We start from the raw sequence: 17591 nt of genomic DNA, 5'->3' as shown, positions 1-17591 counted from the left end.
ATTCTTGTACTGTGGGGGCACCACTTTGAGCACGACTAACCATGATCACCACATTTACGTTCTGATGGGCGTATCGGGCAGCGGCAAATCTGCGGTCGCCAGTGAAGTGGCGCATCAACTTCATGCCGCGTTTCTTGATGGCGATTTCCTCCATCCGCGTCGCAATATCGAAAAAATGGCGTCCGGTGAACCGTTGAATGATGATGATCGTAAACCGTGGTTACAGGCGCTGAACGACGCCGCGTTTGCCATGCAGCGTACCAATAAAGTGTCGCTGATCGTCTGTTCTGCACTGAAAAAGCACTATCGCGACCTGCTGCGTGAAGGTAATCCAAATCTCTCTTTCATCTACCTGAAAGGCGATTTTGATGTGATTGAAAGCCGCCTGAAAGCGCGCAAAGGCCATTTCTTTAAAACCCAAATGCTGGTGACGCAGTTTGAAACGCTGCAGGAACCGGGTGCGGACGAAACCGATGTACTGGTGGTAGATATCGATCAGCCGCTGGAAGGTGTTGTGGCAAGCACCATTGAGGTTATTAAAAAAGGCAAATAAGTAGTGACTACATTAACGCTTGTTTTAACAGCAGTAGGGTCTGTTTTACTGCTGCTGTTTTTAGTCATGAAGGCGCGTATGCATGCTTTCCTGGCTTTGATGGTGGTGTCTATGGGGGCTGGCCTTTTTTCCGGTATGCCGCTCGATAAAATCGCAGCGACGATGGAAAAAGGGATGGGAGGTACCCTTGGTTTCCTGGCGGTGGTTGTCGCCCTGGGAGCCATGTTTGGCAAGATCTTACATGAAACCGGCGCAGTCGATCAGATTGCCGTCAAAATGCTCAAATCCTTCGGTCACAGCCGCGCGCATTATGCCATTGGCCTTGCGGGTCTGGTCTGTGCGTTACCATTGTTCTTTGAAGTGGCGATTGTTCTGCTGATTAGCGTTGCATTCTCAATGGCGCGCCACACGGGCACAAACCTGGTAAAGCTGGTTATCCCGCTGTTTGCAGGCGTAGCAGCGGCAGCGGCGTTCTTGCTGCCGGGGCCAGCGCCAATGCTGCTGGCATCGCAGATGAATGCCGACTTTGGCTGGATGATCCTGATTGGCCTGTGTGCGGCAATTCCGGGGATGATTATTGCCGGTCCGCTGTGGGGTAATTTCATCAGCCGTTACGTTGAGCTGCATATTCCTGACGACATCAGTGAACCGTATCTTGGCGAAGGCAAAATGCCGTCCTTCGGATTCAGTTTGTCGCTGATCCTGCTGCCGTTAGTACTGGTTGGGCTGAAAACCATTGCTGCACGTTTTGTGCCAGAAGGGTCAACGGCTTATGAATGGTTTGAGTTTGTTGGCCATCCATTTACCGCGATTCTGGTTGCTTGTCTGGTGGCGATTTATGGTCTGGCGATGCGTCAGGGTATGCCGAAAGACAAAGTGATGGAGATTTGCGGTCACGCGCTGCAACCTGCGGGGATTATTCTGCTGGTGATTGGTGCGGGCGGTGTGTTCAAACAGGTGCTGGTTGACTCTGGCGTAGGTCCGGCGCTGGGCGAAGCGTTAACCGGGATGGGCCTGCCGATTGCGATCACCTGCTTCGTGCTGGCAGCGGCGGTGCGCATCATTCAGGGATCTGCAACCGTTGCCTGTTTAACGGCGGTGGGGCTGGTGATGCCGGTTATTGAACAACTGAATTACTCCGGTGCGCAAATGGCGGCGCTGTCGATTTGTATCGCTGGTGGTTCGATTGTAGTCAGCCATGTTAACGACGCCGGTTTCTGGTTGTTCGGTAAATTTACCGGCGCGACCGAAGCCGAAACGCTGAAAACCTGGACCATGATGGAAACCATTCTTGGTACTGTCGGTGCCATCGTCGGGATGATTGCGTTTCAGTTGTTGAGTTAATTACCGCGACAAATTACTGCGAGCTTGCTCGCAGTAATTCATTTCTCTTTTCCCCTCTCTTCATCTTTTTGATCTCTCTCGCAAAAACACTGGCTCATTATCCATTCTAATCACTGCGTTAACGGACGCAGGAGAAGATGATGGAGAAACACGGAGCTGAATTGCTGTTACAACGGATGTTAAGTAACGCCACCGCTACCTTCAGGGAAGGGCAATGGGAAGCTATAGATGCTGTGGTTAATCAGCGGCGAAAAATGCTGGTTGTGCGCAGCACCTGTTTGAACATTACCCCTTCATCCACATCCGAATACCGTCGAGGAACATCTGGGTTGCCATCATTACCAGAATCAACCCCATCAGGCGTTCCAGTGCGTTTACCCCTTTCTCGCCCAGCAGGCGCAAAAAGAGCGATGACTGTAGCAGGATGATAAATGTGCCGCCCCAGGCCAGCAGCAGGGCAATCACCAGATGGCCCATCTGATTCGGGTACTGGTGTGACAGCAGCATCAGCGTGGCGAGGATAGTCGGCCCCGCCACCAGTGGAATTGCCAGCGGCACGATAAACGGCTCTTCACCTGCCGGAAGTCCACTACTGTTACCCGAGGCGCTGGGGAAAATCATCTTAATGGCAATCAGAAAAAGAATGATGCCGCCAGAAATAGAGACGGTTTCTGCCCGCAGGTTAAGAAATGCCAGAATTTTCTCGCCCGCAAACAGGAACACTAACATCAGCAATAGCGCGATGAGCAATTCTCGCACCATGATTGCCCGGCGTCTTTTCGGTTCAGTATGTTTTAGTACGGACATAAAAATAGGTAGGTTTCCGAGCGGATCCATAATCAGGATCAATAAAACTGCTGCAGAAATGATTTCATTCATAACTCAAGTTCCCTGATAATTGCGGTGGACTTTCTGCGTGCTGTTAAAGCAGGATAAGTCGCATTACTGATGGCTTCGCTATCATTGATTAATTTCACTTGCGACTTTGGCTGCTTTTTGTATGGTGAAAGATGTGCCATGAGGACACAGGCACATTTATACAGCACACATCTTTGCAGGAAAAAAACGCTTATGAAAAATGTTGGTTTTATCGGCTGGCGCGGTATGGTCGGCTCCGTTCTCATGCAACGCATGGTTGAAGAGCGCGATTTCGACGCCATTCGCCCTGTCTTCTTTTCGACTTCCCAGTCTGGCCAGGCTGCGCCGTCCTTTGGCGGCACCTCCGGCACACTTCAGGATGCTTTTGATCTGGAAGCGCTGAAGGCTCTCGATATCATCGTGACCTGTCAGGGCGGCGATTATACCAACGAAATCTATCCAAAGCTTCGTGAAAGCGGATGGCAAGGTTACTGGATTGACGCAGCATCGTCTCTGCGCATGAAAGATGACGCCATCATCATCCTTGACCCTGTTAATCAGGGCGTCATTACCGACGGATTAAATAAAGGCATCAGGACTTTTGTTGGCGGTAACTGTACTGTCAGCCTGATGTTGATGTCGTTGGGCGGTTTATTCGCTAATAATCTTGTTGATTGGGTTTCCGTTGCGACCTACCAGGCGGCTTCCGGCGGTGGTGCGCGACATATGCGTGAGTTATTAACCCAGATGGGTCAGTTGTATGGCCATGTGGCGGATGAACTTGCGACCCCCTCCTCTGCTATTCTCGAGATCGAACGCAAAGTTACGACGCTAACCCGCAGCGGCGAACTGCCAGTTGATAACTTTGGCGTGCCGCTGGCTGGTAGCCTGATTCCGTGGATCGACAAACAGCTCGATAATGGTCAGAGCCGCGAAGAGTGGAAAGGGCTGGCGGAAACTAACAAGATCCTCAACACATCTTCCGTGATCCCGGTAGATGGCTTATGTGTGCGTGTCGGGGCACTACGCTGCCACAGCCAGGCATTCACCATTAAATTGAAAAAGGATGTATCCATTCCGACCGTGGAAGAACTGCTGGCTGCGCACAATCCGTGGGCGAAAGTAGTACCAAACGATCGTGAAATCACGATGCGTGAGCTAACCCCAGCAGCCGTTACCGGCACGCTGACCACGCCTGTAGGCCGCCTGCGTAAACTGAATATGGGACCAGAATTCCTGTCAGCCTTTACCGTGGGTGATCAGTTGCTGTGGGGGGCCGCGGAGCCGCTGCGTCGGATGCTTCGTCAACTGGCGTAATCTTTATTCATTAAATTTGGGGCGCGATGCCGCCCCTTTTAGTGCGTAATACAGGAGTAAGCGCAGATGTTTCATGATTTACCGGAAGTTAGATAAAGCATTGGCTATTCTTTAAGGGTGGCAGAATACTTGGGTATTCACTGCCTTACCTGAAGGGAGGACGACGCAGAGAGGATGCACAGAGTGCTGCGTCGTTCAGGTCAAAAAAATGTCACAACCAGATGTCAAAAATCAGTTGGATGGGGTGACACAATAAAACAGGAAGACAAGCATGTCCGTTCGTATCGATAGAGACGTGATAAACGCGCTAATTGCAGGCCATTTTGCAGACCCATTTTCCGTACTGGGAATGCATAAAACTACAGCGGGACTGGAAGTCCGTGCCCTTTTACCTGATGCCACCGATATGTGGGTGATTGAACCAAAAACCGGACGCAAAGTCGCTAAACTGGAGTGTCTCGACTCTCGTGGATTCTTTAGCGGCGTCATACCGCGGCGTAAGAATTTTTTCCGTTATCAGTTGGCTGTTGTCTGGCATGGTCAGCAGAACCTGATTGATGATCCTTACCGTTTTGGTCCTTTAATCCAGGAAATGGATGCCTGGCTGTTATCTGAAGGTACTCACCTGCGCCCATATGAAACCTTAGGCGCGCACGCTGATACTATGGATGGCGTTACCGGCACGCGTTTTTCTGTCTGGGCACCAAATGCCCGACGAGTCTCGGTCGTTGGGCAATTCAACTACTGGGATGGCCGCCGTCACCCAATGCGTCTGCGTAAAGAAAGCGGTATCTGGGAACTGTTTATCCCTGGCGCGCATAACGGTCAGCTCTATAAATACGAGATGATTGATGCTAACGGTAATCTCCGTCTGAAGTCTGATCCCTATGCTTTCGAAGCGCAGATGCGCCCGGAAACCGCTTCCCTTATTTGCGGACTGCCTGAAAAAGTCGTACAGACTGAAGAGCGCAAAAAAGCGAATCAGTTTGATGCGCCAATCTCTATCTATGAAGTTCACCTGGGCTCCTGGCGTCGTCACGCCGATAACAACTTCTGGCTAAGCTATCGCGAACTGGCTGATCAACTGGTGCCTTACGCCAAGTGGATGGGCTTTACCCACCTCGAACTGTTGCCGATTAATGAACATCCGTTCGATGGCAGTTGGGGCTATCAGCCGACGGGTCTGTATGCGCCAACTCGTCGTTTTGGTACTCGTGATGACTTCCGTTATTTCATTGATGCCGCACACGCAGCCGGTTTGAACGTTATTCTCGACTGGGTGCCGGGGCACTTCCCGACTGATGACTTTGCGCTTGCCGAATTTGACGGTACGAACCTGTATGAGCACAGCGATCCGCGTGAAGGCTACCACCAGGACTGGAATACCCTGATCTACAACTATGGACGTCGTGAAGTCAGCAATTTCCTCGTCGGTAACGCGCTGTACTGGGTTGAACGTTTTGGTATTGATGCGCTGCGTGTCGATGCAGTAGCGTCGATGATTTATCGTGATTACAGCCGTAAAGAGGGTGAGTGGATCCCCAACGAGTTTGGTGGACGCGAGAATCTGGAAGCGATTGAGTTCCTGCGCAATACCAACCGTATTATCGGTGAGCAAGTTCCTGGCGCGGTAACGATGGCGGAGGAGTCTACCGACTTCCCGAACGTTTCTCGTCCTCAGGATATTGGCGGCCTGGGCTTCTGGTACAAATGGAACCTGGGCTGGATGCACGACACCCTGGATTACATGAAGCTCGACCCGATTTATCGTCAATACCATCACGATAAACTCACCTTCGGGATGCTCTACAACTACACTGAAAACTTCGTCCTGCCGTTGTCGCACGACGAAGTGGTGCACGGCAAAAAATCGATTCTCGACAGAATGCCGGGTGATGCATGGCAGAAGTTTGCCAATTTGCGCGCCTACTATGCCTGGATGTGGGCGTTTCCGGGCAAAAAACTGCTGTTCATGGGTAATGAATTTGCCCAAGGGCGAGAGTGGAACCACGATGCCAGCCTCGACTGGCATCTGCTGGAAGGCGGTGACAACTGGCATCACGGTGTCCAGCGTCTGGTACGCGATCTGAACCACACTTATCGTCATCATAAAGCACTGCATGAGCTGGATTTCGACGCGTATGGCTTTGAATGGCTGGTGGTGGATGACCATGAACGCTCGGTGCTGATTTTTGTTCGCCGCGATAAAGAGGGGAATGAAATTATCGTTGCCAGTAACTTTACGCCGGTGCCGCGCTATGACTATCGCTTTGGCATTAATCAGCCGGGTAAATGGCGTGAAATCCTCAACACTGATTCCATGCACTACCACGGTAGTAATGCCGGCAATGGCGGCGCGGTACACAGCGATGAGATTGCCAGCCACGGTCGTCAGCATTCATTAAGCCTTACACTACCGCCGCTGGCCACTATCTGGCTGGTTCGGGAGGGAGAATGACACAACTTGCCATTGGCAAACCCGCTCCCCTTGGCGCGCATTACGACGGCCAGGGCGTCAACTTCACGCTCTTCTCCGCTCATGCCGAGCGGGTAGAGCTGTGTGTGTTTGACGCCCAGGACGTAGAACATCGGTATGACTTGCCAGGACGAAGTGGCGATATCTGGCACGGTTATCTGCCGGATGCGCGCCCGGGTTTGCGTTATGGTTATCGCGTTCATGGCCCATGGCAACCCGCCATGGGGCATCGCTTTAACCCGGCGAAGTTGTTGATTGATCCTTGCGCGCGGCAGATTGTCGGGGAATTTAAAGATAACCCGCTGCTGCACGCTGGCCATAGTGAACCTGACTATCGCGATAATGCTGCCATTGCGCCGAAATGCGTCGTGGTAGTGGATCACTATGATTGGGAAGATGATGCCCCGCCGTGCACGTCGTGGGGCAGCACTATCATTTATGAAGCCCATGTCAAAGGATTAACCTACTTGCACCCGGAGATCCCGGTAGAGATCCGCGGCACTTATAAAGCCCTGGGGCATCCGGTGATGATCAACTATTTAAAACAGTTGGGCATTACCGCACTGGAGCTGCTGCCGGTGGCGCAATTTGCCAGTGAGCCGCGTTTGCAACGCATGGGGCTAAGCAACTACTGGGGTTACAACCCGGTGGCGCTGTTTGCGCTGCATCCGGCGTATGCCTGCTCGCCAGAAACGGCGCTGGATGAGTTTCGTGATGCAGTCAAAGCCCTGCATAAAGCGGGCATTGAGGTCATTCTCGACATCGTGCTCAACCACAGTGCGGAACTGGATCTCGACGGTCCGGTATTCTCACTGCGCGGGATCGATAACCGTAGCTATTATTGGATAAGAGAAGACGGTGATTATCACAACTGGACCGGCTGTGGCAACACACTCAACTTGAGCCATCCGGCAGTGGTGGAATACGCCAGCGCCTGTCTACGCTATTGGGTGGAAACCTGTCACGTTGATGGCTTCCGTTTCGATCTCGCAACAGTCATGGGGCGAACGCCGGAGTTTCGTCAGGATGCGCCGCTGTTTATCGCTATCCAGAATTGCCCGGTGCTTTCGCAAGTGAAGCTGATTGCTGAACCGTGGGATATCGCACCCGGTGGCTATCAGGTGGGGAATTTCCCTCCGCTGTTTGCCGAGTGGAACGATCATTTCCGCGATGCCGCCCGCCGTTTCTGGCTGCATTATGATTTGTCTCTGGGAGAGTTTGCCGGACGCTTTGCCGCATCCAGTGATGTTTTTAAACGTAATGGCCGTCTGCCGAGTGCTGCGATTAATCTGGTCACAGCACATGACGGTTTTACGCTTCGCGACTGCGTTTGTTTCAACCATAAGCACAATGAAGCAAATGGAGAAGAAAATCGCGACGGAACCAACAACAATTACAGTAACAATCATGGTAAAGAAGGATTAGGCGGTACTCTTGATCTGGTTGAACGGCGGCGCGACAGCATTCACGCCCTGCTAACAACGTTGTTGCTCTCCCAGGGTACGCCGATGTTACTGGCCGGTGACGAACATGGTCACAGCCAGCATGGCAATAACAATGCTTACTGTCAGGATAACCAACTAACGTGGTTGGACTGGTCGCAAGCAAGCAGTGGTTTAATCGCGTTTACCGCCGCGTTAATCCATCTGCGCAAGCGCATTCCTGCTTTGGTAGAGGATCGCTGGTGGGAAGAAGGCGACGGCAATGTCCGTTGGCTAAATCGATATGCTCAATCTTTAAGCTCGGATGAGTGGCAGAACGGGCCGAAGCAACTGCAAATTTTGCTTTCGGATCGTTTCTTGATCGCAATAAACGCCACGCTTGAGGTAACAGAGATTGTTTTACCTGCAGGGGAGTGGCATGCCATTCCCCCATTCGCTGGAGAGGATAACCCAGTGATTACGGCTGTCTGGCCGGGACCTGCACACGGATTGTGTGTGTTCCAGAGATGATAAAAAAGGAGTTAGTCATGATTAGTTTAGAGAAGAACGATCACTTAATGTTGGCACGCCAGCTGCCATTGAAGTCTGTTGCCTTGATTCTGGCGGGGGGACGCGGTACTCGCCTGAAGGATTTAACCAATAAGAGAGCAAAGCCTGCCGTACACTTCGGCGGCAAGTTCCGCATTATCGACTTTGCTCTGTCCAACTGCATCAACTCCGGTATCCGCCGTATGGGCGTGATCACCCAGTACCAGTCTCACACCCTGGTGCAGCACATTCAGCGCGGCTGGTCGTTCTTCAATGAAGAAATGAACGAGTTTGTCGATCTGCTGCCAGCGCAGCAGAGAATGAAAGGGGAAAACTGGTATCGCGGTACGGCAGATGCAGTTACCCAAAACCTCGACATTATTCGCCGTTATAAAGCGGAGTATGTAGTGATCCTGGCGGGTGACCATATCTACAAGCAGGACTATTCGCGAATGCTTATCGACCACGTCGAAAAAGGTGCGCGTTGTACCGTTGCTTGTATGCCAGTCCCAATTGAAGAAGCCTCTGCATTTGGTGTTATGGCTGTCGATGAAAACGATAAAATTATCGAATTTGTTGAGAAACCGGCTAACCCGCCGTCAATGCCAAACGATCCGAGCAAATCTTTGGCGAGTATGGGGATCTACGTCTTTGACGCAGACTACTTGTATGAACTGCTGGAAGAAGACGATCGCGATGAAAACTCCAGCCACGACTTTGGTAAAGATTTGATTCCAAAAATTACCGAAGAAGGCCTCGCCTATGCGCATCCATTCCCGCTCTCTTGTGTACAGTCCGACCCGGACGCCGAGCCGTACTGGCGCGATGTGGGGACGCTGGAAGCTTATTGGAAAGCGAACCTCGATCTGGCCTCTGTCGTGCCGGAACTGGATATGTACGATCGCAACTGGCCGATTCGTACCTACAATGAATCATTGCCGCCAGCGAAATTCGTTCAGGATCGCTCCGGTAGCCACGGGATGACCCTTAACTCCCTGGTTTCTGGCGGTTGTGTGATCTCTGGTTCGGTGGTGGTGCAGTCCGTTCTGTTCTCACGCGTTCGCGTGAATTCATTCTGCAACATTGATTCCGCCGTATTGCTACCAGAAGTATGGGTAGGTCGCTCGTGCCGTCTGCGTCGCTGTGTCATTGACCGCGCTTGTGTTATTCCGGAAGGCATGGTGATTGGTGAGGATGCAGAAGAGGATGCACGTCGTTTCTATCGTTCAGAAGAAGGCATCGTGCTGGTTACGCGCGAAATGCTACGGAAGTTAGGGTATAAACAGGAGCGATAATGCAGGTTTTACATGTATGTTCAGAGATGTTCCCGCTGCTTAAAACCGGCGGTCTGGCTGATGTTATTGGGGCATTACCCGCAGCACAAATCGCAGACGGCGTTGACGCTCGCGTACTGTTGCCTGCATTTCCCGATATTCGCCGCGGCGTGACCGATGCAAAGGTGGTATCTCGTCGTGATACCTTTGCCGGGCATTTCACGCTGCTGTTCGGGCATTACAACGGGGTTGGCATTTACCTGATTGATGCGCCACATCTCTACGATCGTCCCGGAAGCCCGTATCACGATACCAACTTATTTGCCTACACCGACAACGTATTGCGTTTTGCACTGCTGGGGTGGGTTGGGGCAGAGATGGCAAGCGGGCTTGACCCATTCTGGCGTCCCGATGTGGTGCATGCGCACGACTGGCATGCAGGCCTTGCGCCTGCGTATCTGGCGGCAAGTGGGCGTCCGGCGAAGTCGGTGTTTACTGTGCACAATCTGGCCTATCAAGGCATGTTTTATGCACATCACATGAATGACATCCAATTGCCATGGTCATTCTTTAATGTTCACGGACTGGAGTTCAACGGGCAAATCTCTTTCCTGAAAGCCGGATTGTATTACGCTGACCACATTACCGCGGTTAGTCCGACCTACGCTCGTGAGATTACTGAACCTCAGTTTGCCTACGGTATGGAAGGTCTGCTCCAGCAACGTCATCGTGAAGGGCGGCTTTCCGGCATACTGAACGGCGTGGACGAGAAAATATGGAGTCCAGAGACGGACTTACTTTTAGCCTCGCGTTACACCCGCGATTCATTGGAGGATAAAGCGGAGAATAAGCGCCAGTTGCAAATCGCAATGGGGCTTAAGGTTGACGATAAAGTGCCGCTTTTTGCAGTGGTGAGCCGTCTGACCAGCCAGAAAGGTCTTGACCTGGTGCTGGAGGCCTTACCGGGCCTTCTGGAACAGGGGGGACAACTGGCGTTACTTGGCGCGGGCGATCCGGTGTTGCAGGAAGGTTTTCTTGCCGCAGCGGCGGAACATCCCGGGCAGGTTGGTGTACAGATTGGTTATCACGAAGCATTTTCGCATCGCATTATGGGCGGCGCGGACGTCATTCTGGTGCCCAGTCGTTTTGAACCGTGCGGCTTAACGCAACTTTATGGATTGAAGTACGGCACGCTGCCATTGGTGCGGCGTACCGGTGGGCTTGCTGATACGGTTTCTGACTGTTCTCTTGAGAACCTTGCAGATGGCGTCGCCAGTGGGTTTGTCTTTGAAGATAGTAATGCCTGGTCGTTGTTACGGGCTATTCGGCGCGCTTTTGTTCTGTGGTCCCGCCCTTCGCTGTGGCGGTTTGTGCAACGTCAGGCTATGGCAATGGATTTTAGCTGGCAGGTCGCGGCGAAGTCGTACCGTGAGCTTTACTATCGCTTGAAATAGTTTTCAGGAAACGCCTATATGAATGCTCTGTTTACATATTCATCGCCCACGCTTAGCGTAGAAGCTCTTAAGCACTCTATCGCTTATAAGCTGATGTTTACGATTGGAAAGGATCCGGTCGTAGCCAATAAACATGAATGGCTGAACGCAACGTTATTTGCTGTGCGCGATCGTCTCGTGGAGCGCTGGTTACGCTCGAATCGTGCCCAGCTATCGCAAGAAACTCGACAGGTTTACTACCTGTCGATGGAGTTTTTGATTGGCCGAACTCTCTCCAATGCCATGCTGTCGTTAGGTATTTATGACGATGTCCAGGGTGCGCTGGAGTCGATGGGATTAAATCTCGAAGAGTTGATTGATGAGGAAAATGACCCGGGCCTCGGTAACGGCGGCCTGGGGCGTCTGGCGGCCTGCTTCCTGGATTCACTGGCGACTTTAGGGTTGCCGGGACGCGGTTACGGAATCCGTTATGACTACGGTATGTTCAAACAGAACATCGTTAACGGCAGTCAGAAAGAGTCTCCGGACTACTGGCTGGAGTACGGCAATCCGTGGGAATTTAAACGCCACAATACGCGCTACAAAGTGCGTTTTGGCGGTCGTATTCAGCAAGAAGGCAAGAAAACGCGCTGGATTGAAACCGAAGAAATTTTGGCCGTGGCTTACGACCAAATCATCCCAGGTTATGATACTGACGCGACAAACACCTTGCGTCTGTGGAGCGCACAAGCCAGTAGCGAAATTAATCTCGGTAAATTTAACCAGGGCGATTACTTCGCGGCGGTGGAGGACAAAAACCACTCCGAGAACGTTTCCCGCGTGCTTTACCCGGATGATTCCACCTATTCCGGGCGTGAACTGCGTTTGCGTCAGGAGTATTTCCTGGTCTCCTCAACCATTCAGGACATTTTAAGTCGCCATTATCAGTTGCATAAAACCTACGATAATCTGGCGGATAAAATCGCGATTCATCTCAACGACACCCATCCGGTGCTGTCGATTCCTGAGCTGATGCGCCTGCTGATTGATGAGCACAAATTTAGCTGGGACGACGCTTTTGAAGTGTGCTGTGAGGTCTTCTCATACACCAACCACACGCTGATGAGCGAGGCGCTGGAAACCTGGCCGGTCGATATGCTGGGTAAAATTCTGCCGCGTCATTTGCAGATTATCTTTGAGATCAACGACTATTTCCTGAAAACCTTGCAGGAGCAGTATCCGAACGATACCGACTTGTTGGGACGGGCGTCGATCATTGATGAATCTAATGGGCGTCGTGTGCGGATGGCCTGGCTGGCTGTTGTGGTCAGTCACAAAGTTAACGGTGTGTCGGAGTTGCACTCTAATCTGATGGTGCAATCGCTGTTTGCCGACTTTGCGAAAATCTTCCCAGGACGTTTCACCAACGTCACCAACGGTGTGACGCCGCGTCGCTGGCTGGCGGTGGCGAACCCGTCGCTTTCAGCCGTACTGGACGAACACCTGGGGCGTAACTGGCGTACCGACCTGAGCCAATTAAACGAGCTACAACAGCACTGTGATTTCCCGATGGTCAATCATGCTGTTCATCAGGCGAAGCTGGATAACAAAAAGCGTCTGGCGGAGTACATCGCACAACAACTGAATGTGGTGGTGAATCCGAAAGCGCTGTTTGATGTGCAAATCAAACGTATTCACGAATACAAACGTCAATTGATGAATGTGTTACACGTTATCACCCGCTATAACCGTATCAAGGCCGATCCTGATGCGAAATGGGTTCCGCGTGTGAATATTTTTGCCGGTAAGGCAGCATCGGCCTATTACATGGCGAAGCACATTATCCATTTGATCAACGATGTAGCGACGGTGATCAACAACGATCCGCAGATTGGCGACAAGTTGAAAGTGGTGTTTATCCCGAACTACAGCGTCAGCCTGGCGCAGTTGATCATCCCGGCGGCCGATCTTTCCGAACAGATCTCACTGGCAGGGACAGAAGCTTCTGGCACCAGCAACATGAAGTTTGCACTTAACGGTGCGCTGACTATCGGTACGCTGGACGGCGCGAATGTTGAGATGCTGGATCATGTCGGTGCGGACAACATCTTTATCTTTGGTAACACAGCGGAAGAAGTGGAAGAACTGCGTCGTCAGGGCTACAAACCGCGTGAATACTACGAGAAAGATGAAGAACTGCATCAGGTGCTGACGCAAATCGGCAGCGGCGTGTTCAGTCCGGAAGATCCGGGCCGCTATCGCGATCTGGTTGATTCGCTGATTAACTTTGGCGATCACTACCAGGTACTGGCGGATTATCGCAGCTATGTCGATTGCCAGGATAAGGTTGACGAACTTTACGAGCGTCCGGAAGAGTGGACAGCCAAAGCGATGCTGAACATCGCCAATATGGGCTACTTCTCTTCTGACCGGACCATCAAAGAGTACGCCGATCTTATCTGGCATATTGATCCAGTGAGATTGTAATTTCGCAAAGTGATAACTGCCGTGTGTTCCATTTAAAACTATCGTTAATGGGCATACGGCATTTTTATATCAGATAAATAATATGTCATGACGATTTACACACAGCATCTATTAATAATAAATTATTAATAAAAAATTTCATCTGAGTACGCATCATATAATAAACACCATAAATAAATAACCAATAAATCATTCGTTATATTTATATATTTCACCACTCCTCAGCTATTCTATTTAAAATAAAACCCTTTATTTTCAATCTACTGTATGTTTATATAAAGTCACTCATTGCGAGTATGGGATTTTTTAGTTACATTGCTAAACAACACATATAATATTTTTAAGTCAATCTATCCCTTAATATAATCCCCCTGGGATTCACCAACGCCAGCTTTGCTCATCTTAATAATGTGACTTGTTAAAGCTGAATGTAATAATAATCGCCAATATTGCTTGGATTTTTTAACAAAAGGAAAGGTATAAATGAAATTCAATCTATCTAATTTATCCGTAAGCGGCTCGTCAGAACCGTATTGATATTTACTGAGAGCTCAGATCAACTTTCCAGGGCAACAGATCGCGTACCCGGTTTGCCGGCCAGTCCTGGATATGTTCAATGACGTAACGCAGCCACTTTTCTGGCTCCACATTGTTCAGACGGCATGTGCCGATCAGCGAGTACAACACCGCCGCATGTTCACCACCGCTGTCGGAACCCGCGAACATCCAGTTTTTCCGGCCTACGGCCACTCCCCGTAAGGCGTTCTCTGCGATGTTGTTGTCGATTTCCACCCAGCCATTACTGCAGTACACGTTCAGTGCATCCCACTGTTTCAGCAGGTATGCGAACGCTTTTGCCGTATCTGAGTGACGCGACAGTGTTTTCATCTGTTGCTGTATCCAGTCATACAGTGACTGCATCAGTGGCGCGGCTCTGGCTTTTCTTGCCGCCAGACGCTGTTCTGCTGAACAGCCCCGGACCTCTGCCTCGATAGCATACAGTTCACCGATACGCTGCAGGGCTTCCGTGGTGATGTCGGTGGGCGCTCTTGCATGCACATCGTGGATTTTTCTCCGGGCATGAGCCATACACGCGGCTTCCGTTATTCTGCCGGATTCGTATAACACCCGGTAACCACCGTAAGCATCGGCCTGAAGCACACCGCTGTAACCGGCCAGGTGATTTTGTGGATGGATACCTTTCCGGTCCGGACTGTACGCGAACCAGACCGCCGGGGGCATCTGTGAACCGGCGTTGCGGTCATCACGGACGTAGACCCACAGCCGGGCTGTCCGGGTTTTACCGCTGCCCGGCTCCTGGACCGGGACGGGGATATCATCGGCATGGACTTTACCGGGCATCAGCACATACTGGCGCAGTACGTCATACAGCGGCTCCAGCAGTTCAGCAACGGCACCGGTCCAGCGCCCCAGTGTGGCACGGCTCAGCTCCACTCCCTGACGACGGTATATTTCTGACTGGCGGTATAACGGCAGATGGTCTGCATATTTCCCGGTGACAACATGGGCCAGAAGCCCCGCTCCGGCATAACTGCGTGCAATGGGTTTTGACGGTACTGGTGCCTGCACGATATGGTCGCACCGGCAACAGGCCAGTTTCGGACGTTGTGTTTCGATAACCTTAAAGGCGCTGCTGATAAGCTCCAGTTGCTCTGACACATCACATCCCAGAGAACTGAGTTCACCACCACAGGCAGGACAGCATTCCTCTTCCGGCCGGATAACCCGGGTTTCACGGGGAAGTGAGGCCGGTAACGGTTTACGGGCTGAAGACTGGCGCAGGGCGGATGGCAGTACCGGGTCATATTGCTCACCCAGCGTTTCCGCCATTTCTTCCTGAAGTGCGCTGATTCGCTCCTGAGCTTCCTGTATCTGCCGTTCGGTTTTTGCACGAAGTTTTTCTGAGCTTTTACCGAACTGCATACGTTGCAGTTTCGCAACCAGCGCCTTCAGCCGGTTGATTTCGGAAGCATAAGCCGCCACCCGCTGTGAGAGCAGGCGGTTGTATTCAGCCATCTGGCGGATGGTGTCCTGTTGCGTCTGCAACAGTGCCCGCAGGCGGGCGTTCTCATGAGCAAGTGAGGTGTCCATATCCTCACTTTACAACGGGTTATATGCGGATTCCAGCGCGTTCCGTTCGTTTCGGGTGCTTCCAGTTGATACCTTCAGGAAGCATGGATAACTGAGCCGGAGTAAGGTGCACCTTGCCGTCACGGGTGACTGGCCAGACGAAGCGGCCCCGCTCCAGGCGTTTGGTGAAGAGGCACAGTCCGTCACTGTCAGCCCACAACACTTTTATCTGGTCACCCCGGCGTCCGCGGAAGATGAACAGGTGTCCGGAGAACGGGTCATCCTTCAGGACGTTCTGAACTTTTGATGCCAGGCCGTTAAAGCCATTCCGCATGTCGGTGATACCGGCAACCAGCCAGATACGCGAACCGGCAGGGAGAGATATCATCAGTGGCTGCTCCCTTTTATTTCGCGGATAAGTGTCTGTAATAACGCCGGCGTCAGTTTACCTTTAAGCCTGAGAGTTCCGGCCGGCAGAACCAGCTCACAACACAGACTGTCGGACGGTGTATTTATCTGCTCTGGTTCCTGTGCGGGGGCCGGGATTTTATTATCCGGCTCCGGCGTTAACGTCACGGGAAGCAGTGCCGGCATATTTTTTCCGGAAGGCAGCAGGCCACCTTTCCGGTATTGATGGCGCCAGTTGAAGAGCAGGTTATCGTTGATTCCGTTTTCCCGGGCGATCTGCGCCACACAGGCTCCGGGCTGCAGTGACTGCTCCACTAAGGCGATTTTAAACTCATAAGGGAAGTTGGGCCGCCGGCTTCGGATATAACGGTGCTTTCAGGACGTACGACTGGTACCGTGGAAAATTGTCCGTAAAGGCAGGCATCAAGTTCCTGCTCCGACATGCCTGCGGGCAAAGGCCACGAAAGGCCAGCTCTCCGAAAGCGCACGAACATACTACAAACTGTTGATTTTGTTACACCCAGGCGACGCCCGGCCACAACCCGGGGTAAATGTTCTTCAAAGTGAAGACGTAAAGCTTCAGTGATCCAGGTCCGGTGTTTCATACGATAGTGTCCATTAAAAATGATGGACATTATTTTTGTAGAGCCGGAGGAAACAGACCAGACGGTTTAAATGAGCCGGTTACATTTATCCGTAGTTTTACTCGCATCAGGTATGCTGATGTCAACTGCGGTAACCGCTGCGCCAGGCGATGCATCACAATTTGGTGGTGCCGATACAGACTGGAGCACCGTTGATTATCCGAAACTTACCGATATGGATGACAACACCGATGCGATGGGCGGAAACATTCGTTTTACTGGTCGCGTGGTTAAAGCGACGTGTAAGATTGCAACAGAATCGAAACAGATTGAAGTGGTACTGCCAGTCGTACCTTCTAACGCTTTCACGGGCATCGATACTGAAGCAACGGGTGCCAGTAACCAGACTAACTTCAACATTAAACTAACCGATTGTAGCAATACGACCAGTCAAAATATTGAATTCCGTTTTACTGGTGCAGCGGACGGTGCCAACCAGACGCTTGCCAATGAAGTGGAAGGGGCTGCTGATGCTGATGGTACTGGCGAAGCGGGAGCAACTGGAGTAGGGATTCGTATTTATTCTAAAAACACGACAACTGATGGCTTGGTTAAACTGAATACACAATCTCCTCAGGGGAGTAGTTCTTCGGCGGCTTACGTGATTCCTGGCGATGCAACCGCCCATGATTTTATCACTGCATTTACCGCGGGCTATGCTCAGAACGGTAGTACCGTTGCACCAGGTCTGGTGAAATCTACGGCAAGTTTCGTCGTGCTGTACGAATAATTACAA

Annotated in this window: 12 protein-coding genes and 1 pseudogene; 9 read left to right on the top strand and 4 right to left on the bottom strand. The window is 51.6% G+C overall.

Annotated features, from left to right (window positions below):
- The first annotated feature begins 25 nt into the window (after positions 1–25).
- Both gntK and gntU read left to right on the top strand, forming a co-directional pair.
- Positions 26–553 carry a gluconokinase gene (gntK, locus tag C1192_RS15110; RefSeq protein ID WP_000108330.1) on the top strand — a complete coding sequence of 176 codons (528 nt, stop codon included), beginning with the start codon at positions 26–28 and terminating at the stop codon, positions 551–553.
- A 3-nt stretch (positions 554–556) separates the two neighbouring features.
- Positions 557–1897, top strand: a complete 1341-nt coding sequence (gene gntU, locus C1192_RS15105; protein ID WP_038354344.1) for a gluconate transporter — start codon at positions 557–559, stop codon at positions 1895–1897.
- Between the two features lie 285 nt (positions 1898–2182).
- On the opposite strand, the gene yhgN is transcribed toward gntU, so the two are convergent.
- The gene (yhgN, locus tag C1192_RS15100) at positions 2183–2776 is read right to left on the bottom strand and encodes an NAAT family transporter YhgN (RefSeq protein ID WP_016262628.1); all 594 of its coding nucleotides are present in this window, start codon (positions 2774–2776) and stop codon (positions 2183–2185) included.
- Between the two features lie 192 nt (positions 2777–2968).
- Here yhgN and asd point away from each other — a divergent pair, with 192 nt between their 5' ends.
- From asd to glgP, 6 genes are all read left to right on the top strand, one after another.
- Positions 2969–4072, top strand: a complete 1104-nt coding sequence (gene asd / locus C1192_RS15095; protein WP_038354343.1) for an aspartate-semialdehyde dehydrogenase — start codon at positions 2969–2971, stop codon at positions 4070–4072.
- A gap of 271 nt (positions 4073–4343) precedes the next feature.
- On the top strand, positions 4344–6530 hold the full coding sequence (glgB, locus tag C1192_RS15090; protein WP_038354342.1) for a 1,4-alpha-glucan branching enzyme: 2187 nt from the start codon (positions 4344–4346) through the stop codon (positions 6528–6530).
- A complete protein-coding gene (glgX, locus tag C1192_RS15085; RefSeq protein ID WP_038354341.1) occupies positions 6527–8500 on the top strand; it encodes a glycogen debranching protein GlgX in 1974 nt (657 codons plus the stop codon). The genes glgB and glgX overlap by 4 nt, the downstream gene beginning before the upstream one ends.
- 17 nt (positions 8501–8517) lie before the next feature.
- Positions 8518–9813 carry a glucose-1-phosphate adenylyltransferase gene (gene glgC / locus C1192_RS15080; protein ID WP_000624233.1) on the top strand — a complete coding sequence of 432 codons (1296 nt, stop codon included), beginning with the start codon at positions 8518–8520 and terminating at the stop codon, positions 9811–9813.
- Positions 9813–11246, top strand: a complete 1434-nt coding sequence (gene glgA, locus C1192_RS15075; protein ID WP_001197632.1) for a glycogen synthase GlgA — start codon at positions 9813–9815, stop codon at positions 11244–11246. Before glgC ends, glgA begins: the two co-directional genes overlap by 1 nt.
- 18 nt (positions 11247–11264) lie before the next feature.
- The gene (gene glgP / locus C1192_RS15070) at positions 11265–13712 is read left to right on the top strand and encodes a glycogen phosphorylase (RefSeq protein ID WP_038354340.1); all 2448 of its coding nucleotides are present in this window, start codon (positions 11265–11267) and stop codon (positions 13710–13712) included.
- Between the two features lie 540 nt (positions 13713–14252).
- On the opposite strand, the gene C1192_RS15065 is transcribed toward glgP, so the two are convergent.
- The 3 genes and pseudogenes from C1192_RS15065 to tnpA form a co-directional block, all read right to left on the bottom strand.
- Positions 14253–15824, bottom strand: a complete 1572-nt coding sequence (locus C1192_RS15065; RefSeq protein ID WP_103194767.1) for an IS66-like element ISCro1 family transposase — start codon at positions 15822–15824, stop codon at positions 14253–14255.
- Between the two features lie 19 nt (positions 15825–15843).
- The gene (gene tnpB / locus C1192_RS15060) at positions 15844–16191 is read right to left on the bottom strand and encodes an IS66 family insertion sequence element accessory protein TnpB (RefSeq protein WP_069906977.1); all 348 of its coding nucleotides are present in this window, start codon (positions 16189–16191) and stop codon (positions 15844–15846) included.
- Positions 16191–16846, bottom strand: a pseudogene (gene tnpA / locus C1192_RS15055) (IS66-like element accessory protein TnpA). The gene tnpB and the pseudogene tnpA overlap by 1 nt, the downstream one beginning before the upstream one ends.
- 82 nt (positions 16847–16928) lie before the next feature.
- Between tnpA and C1192_RS15050 the strand changes: the two are divergent.
- Positions 16929–17585 (top strand): fimbrial protein, encoded by a 657-nt coding sequence (locus C1192_RS15050; protein ID WP_038355360.1) that lies wholly within the window; start codon positions 16929–16931, stop codon positions 17583–17585.
- The last annotated feature ends 6 nt before the right edge of the window (positions 17586–17591 follow it).

Origin of the sequence: Escherichia marmotae, assembly GCF_002900365.1 — a bacterium.
Taxonomy (GTDB): Bacteria; Pseudomonadota; Gammaproteobacteria; order Enterobacterales; family Enterobacteriaceae; genus Escherichia; species Escherichia marmotae.
Note: the sequence above shows the minus strand (reverse complement) of the source record. Positions and strands in the feature narration are given on the sequence as shown.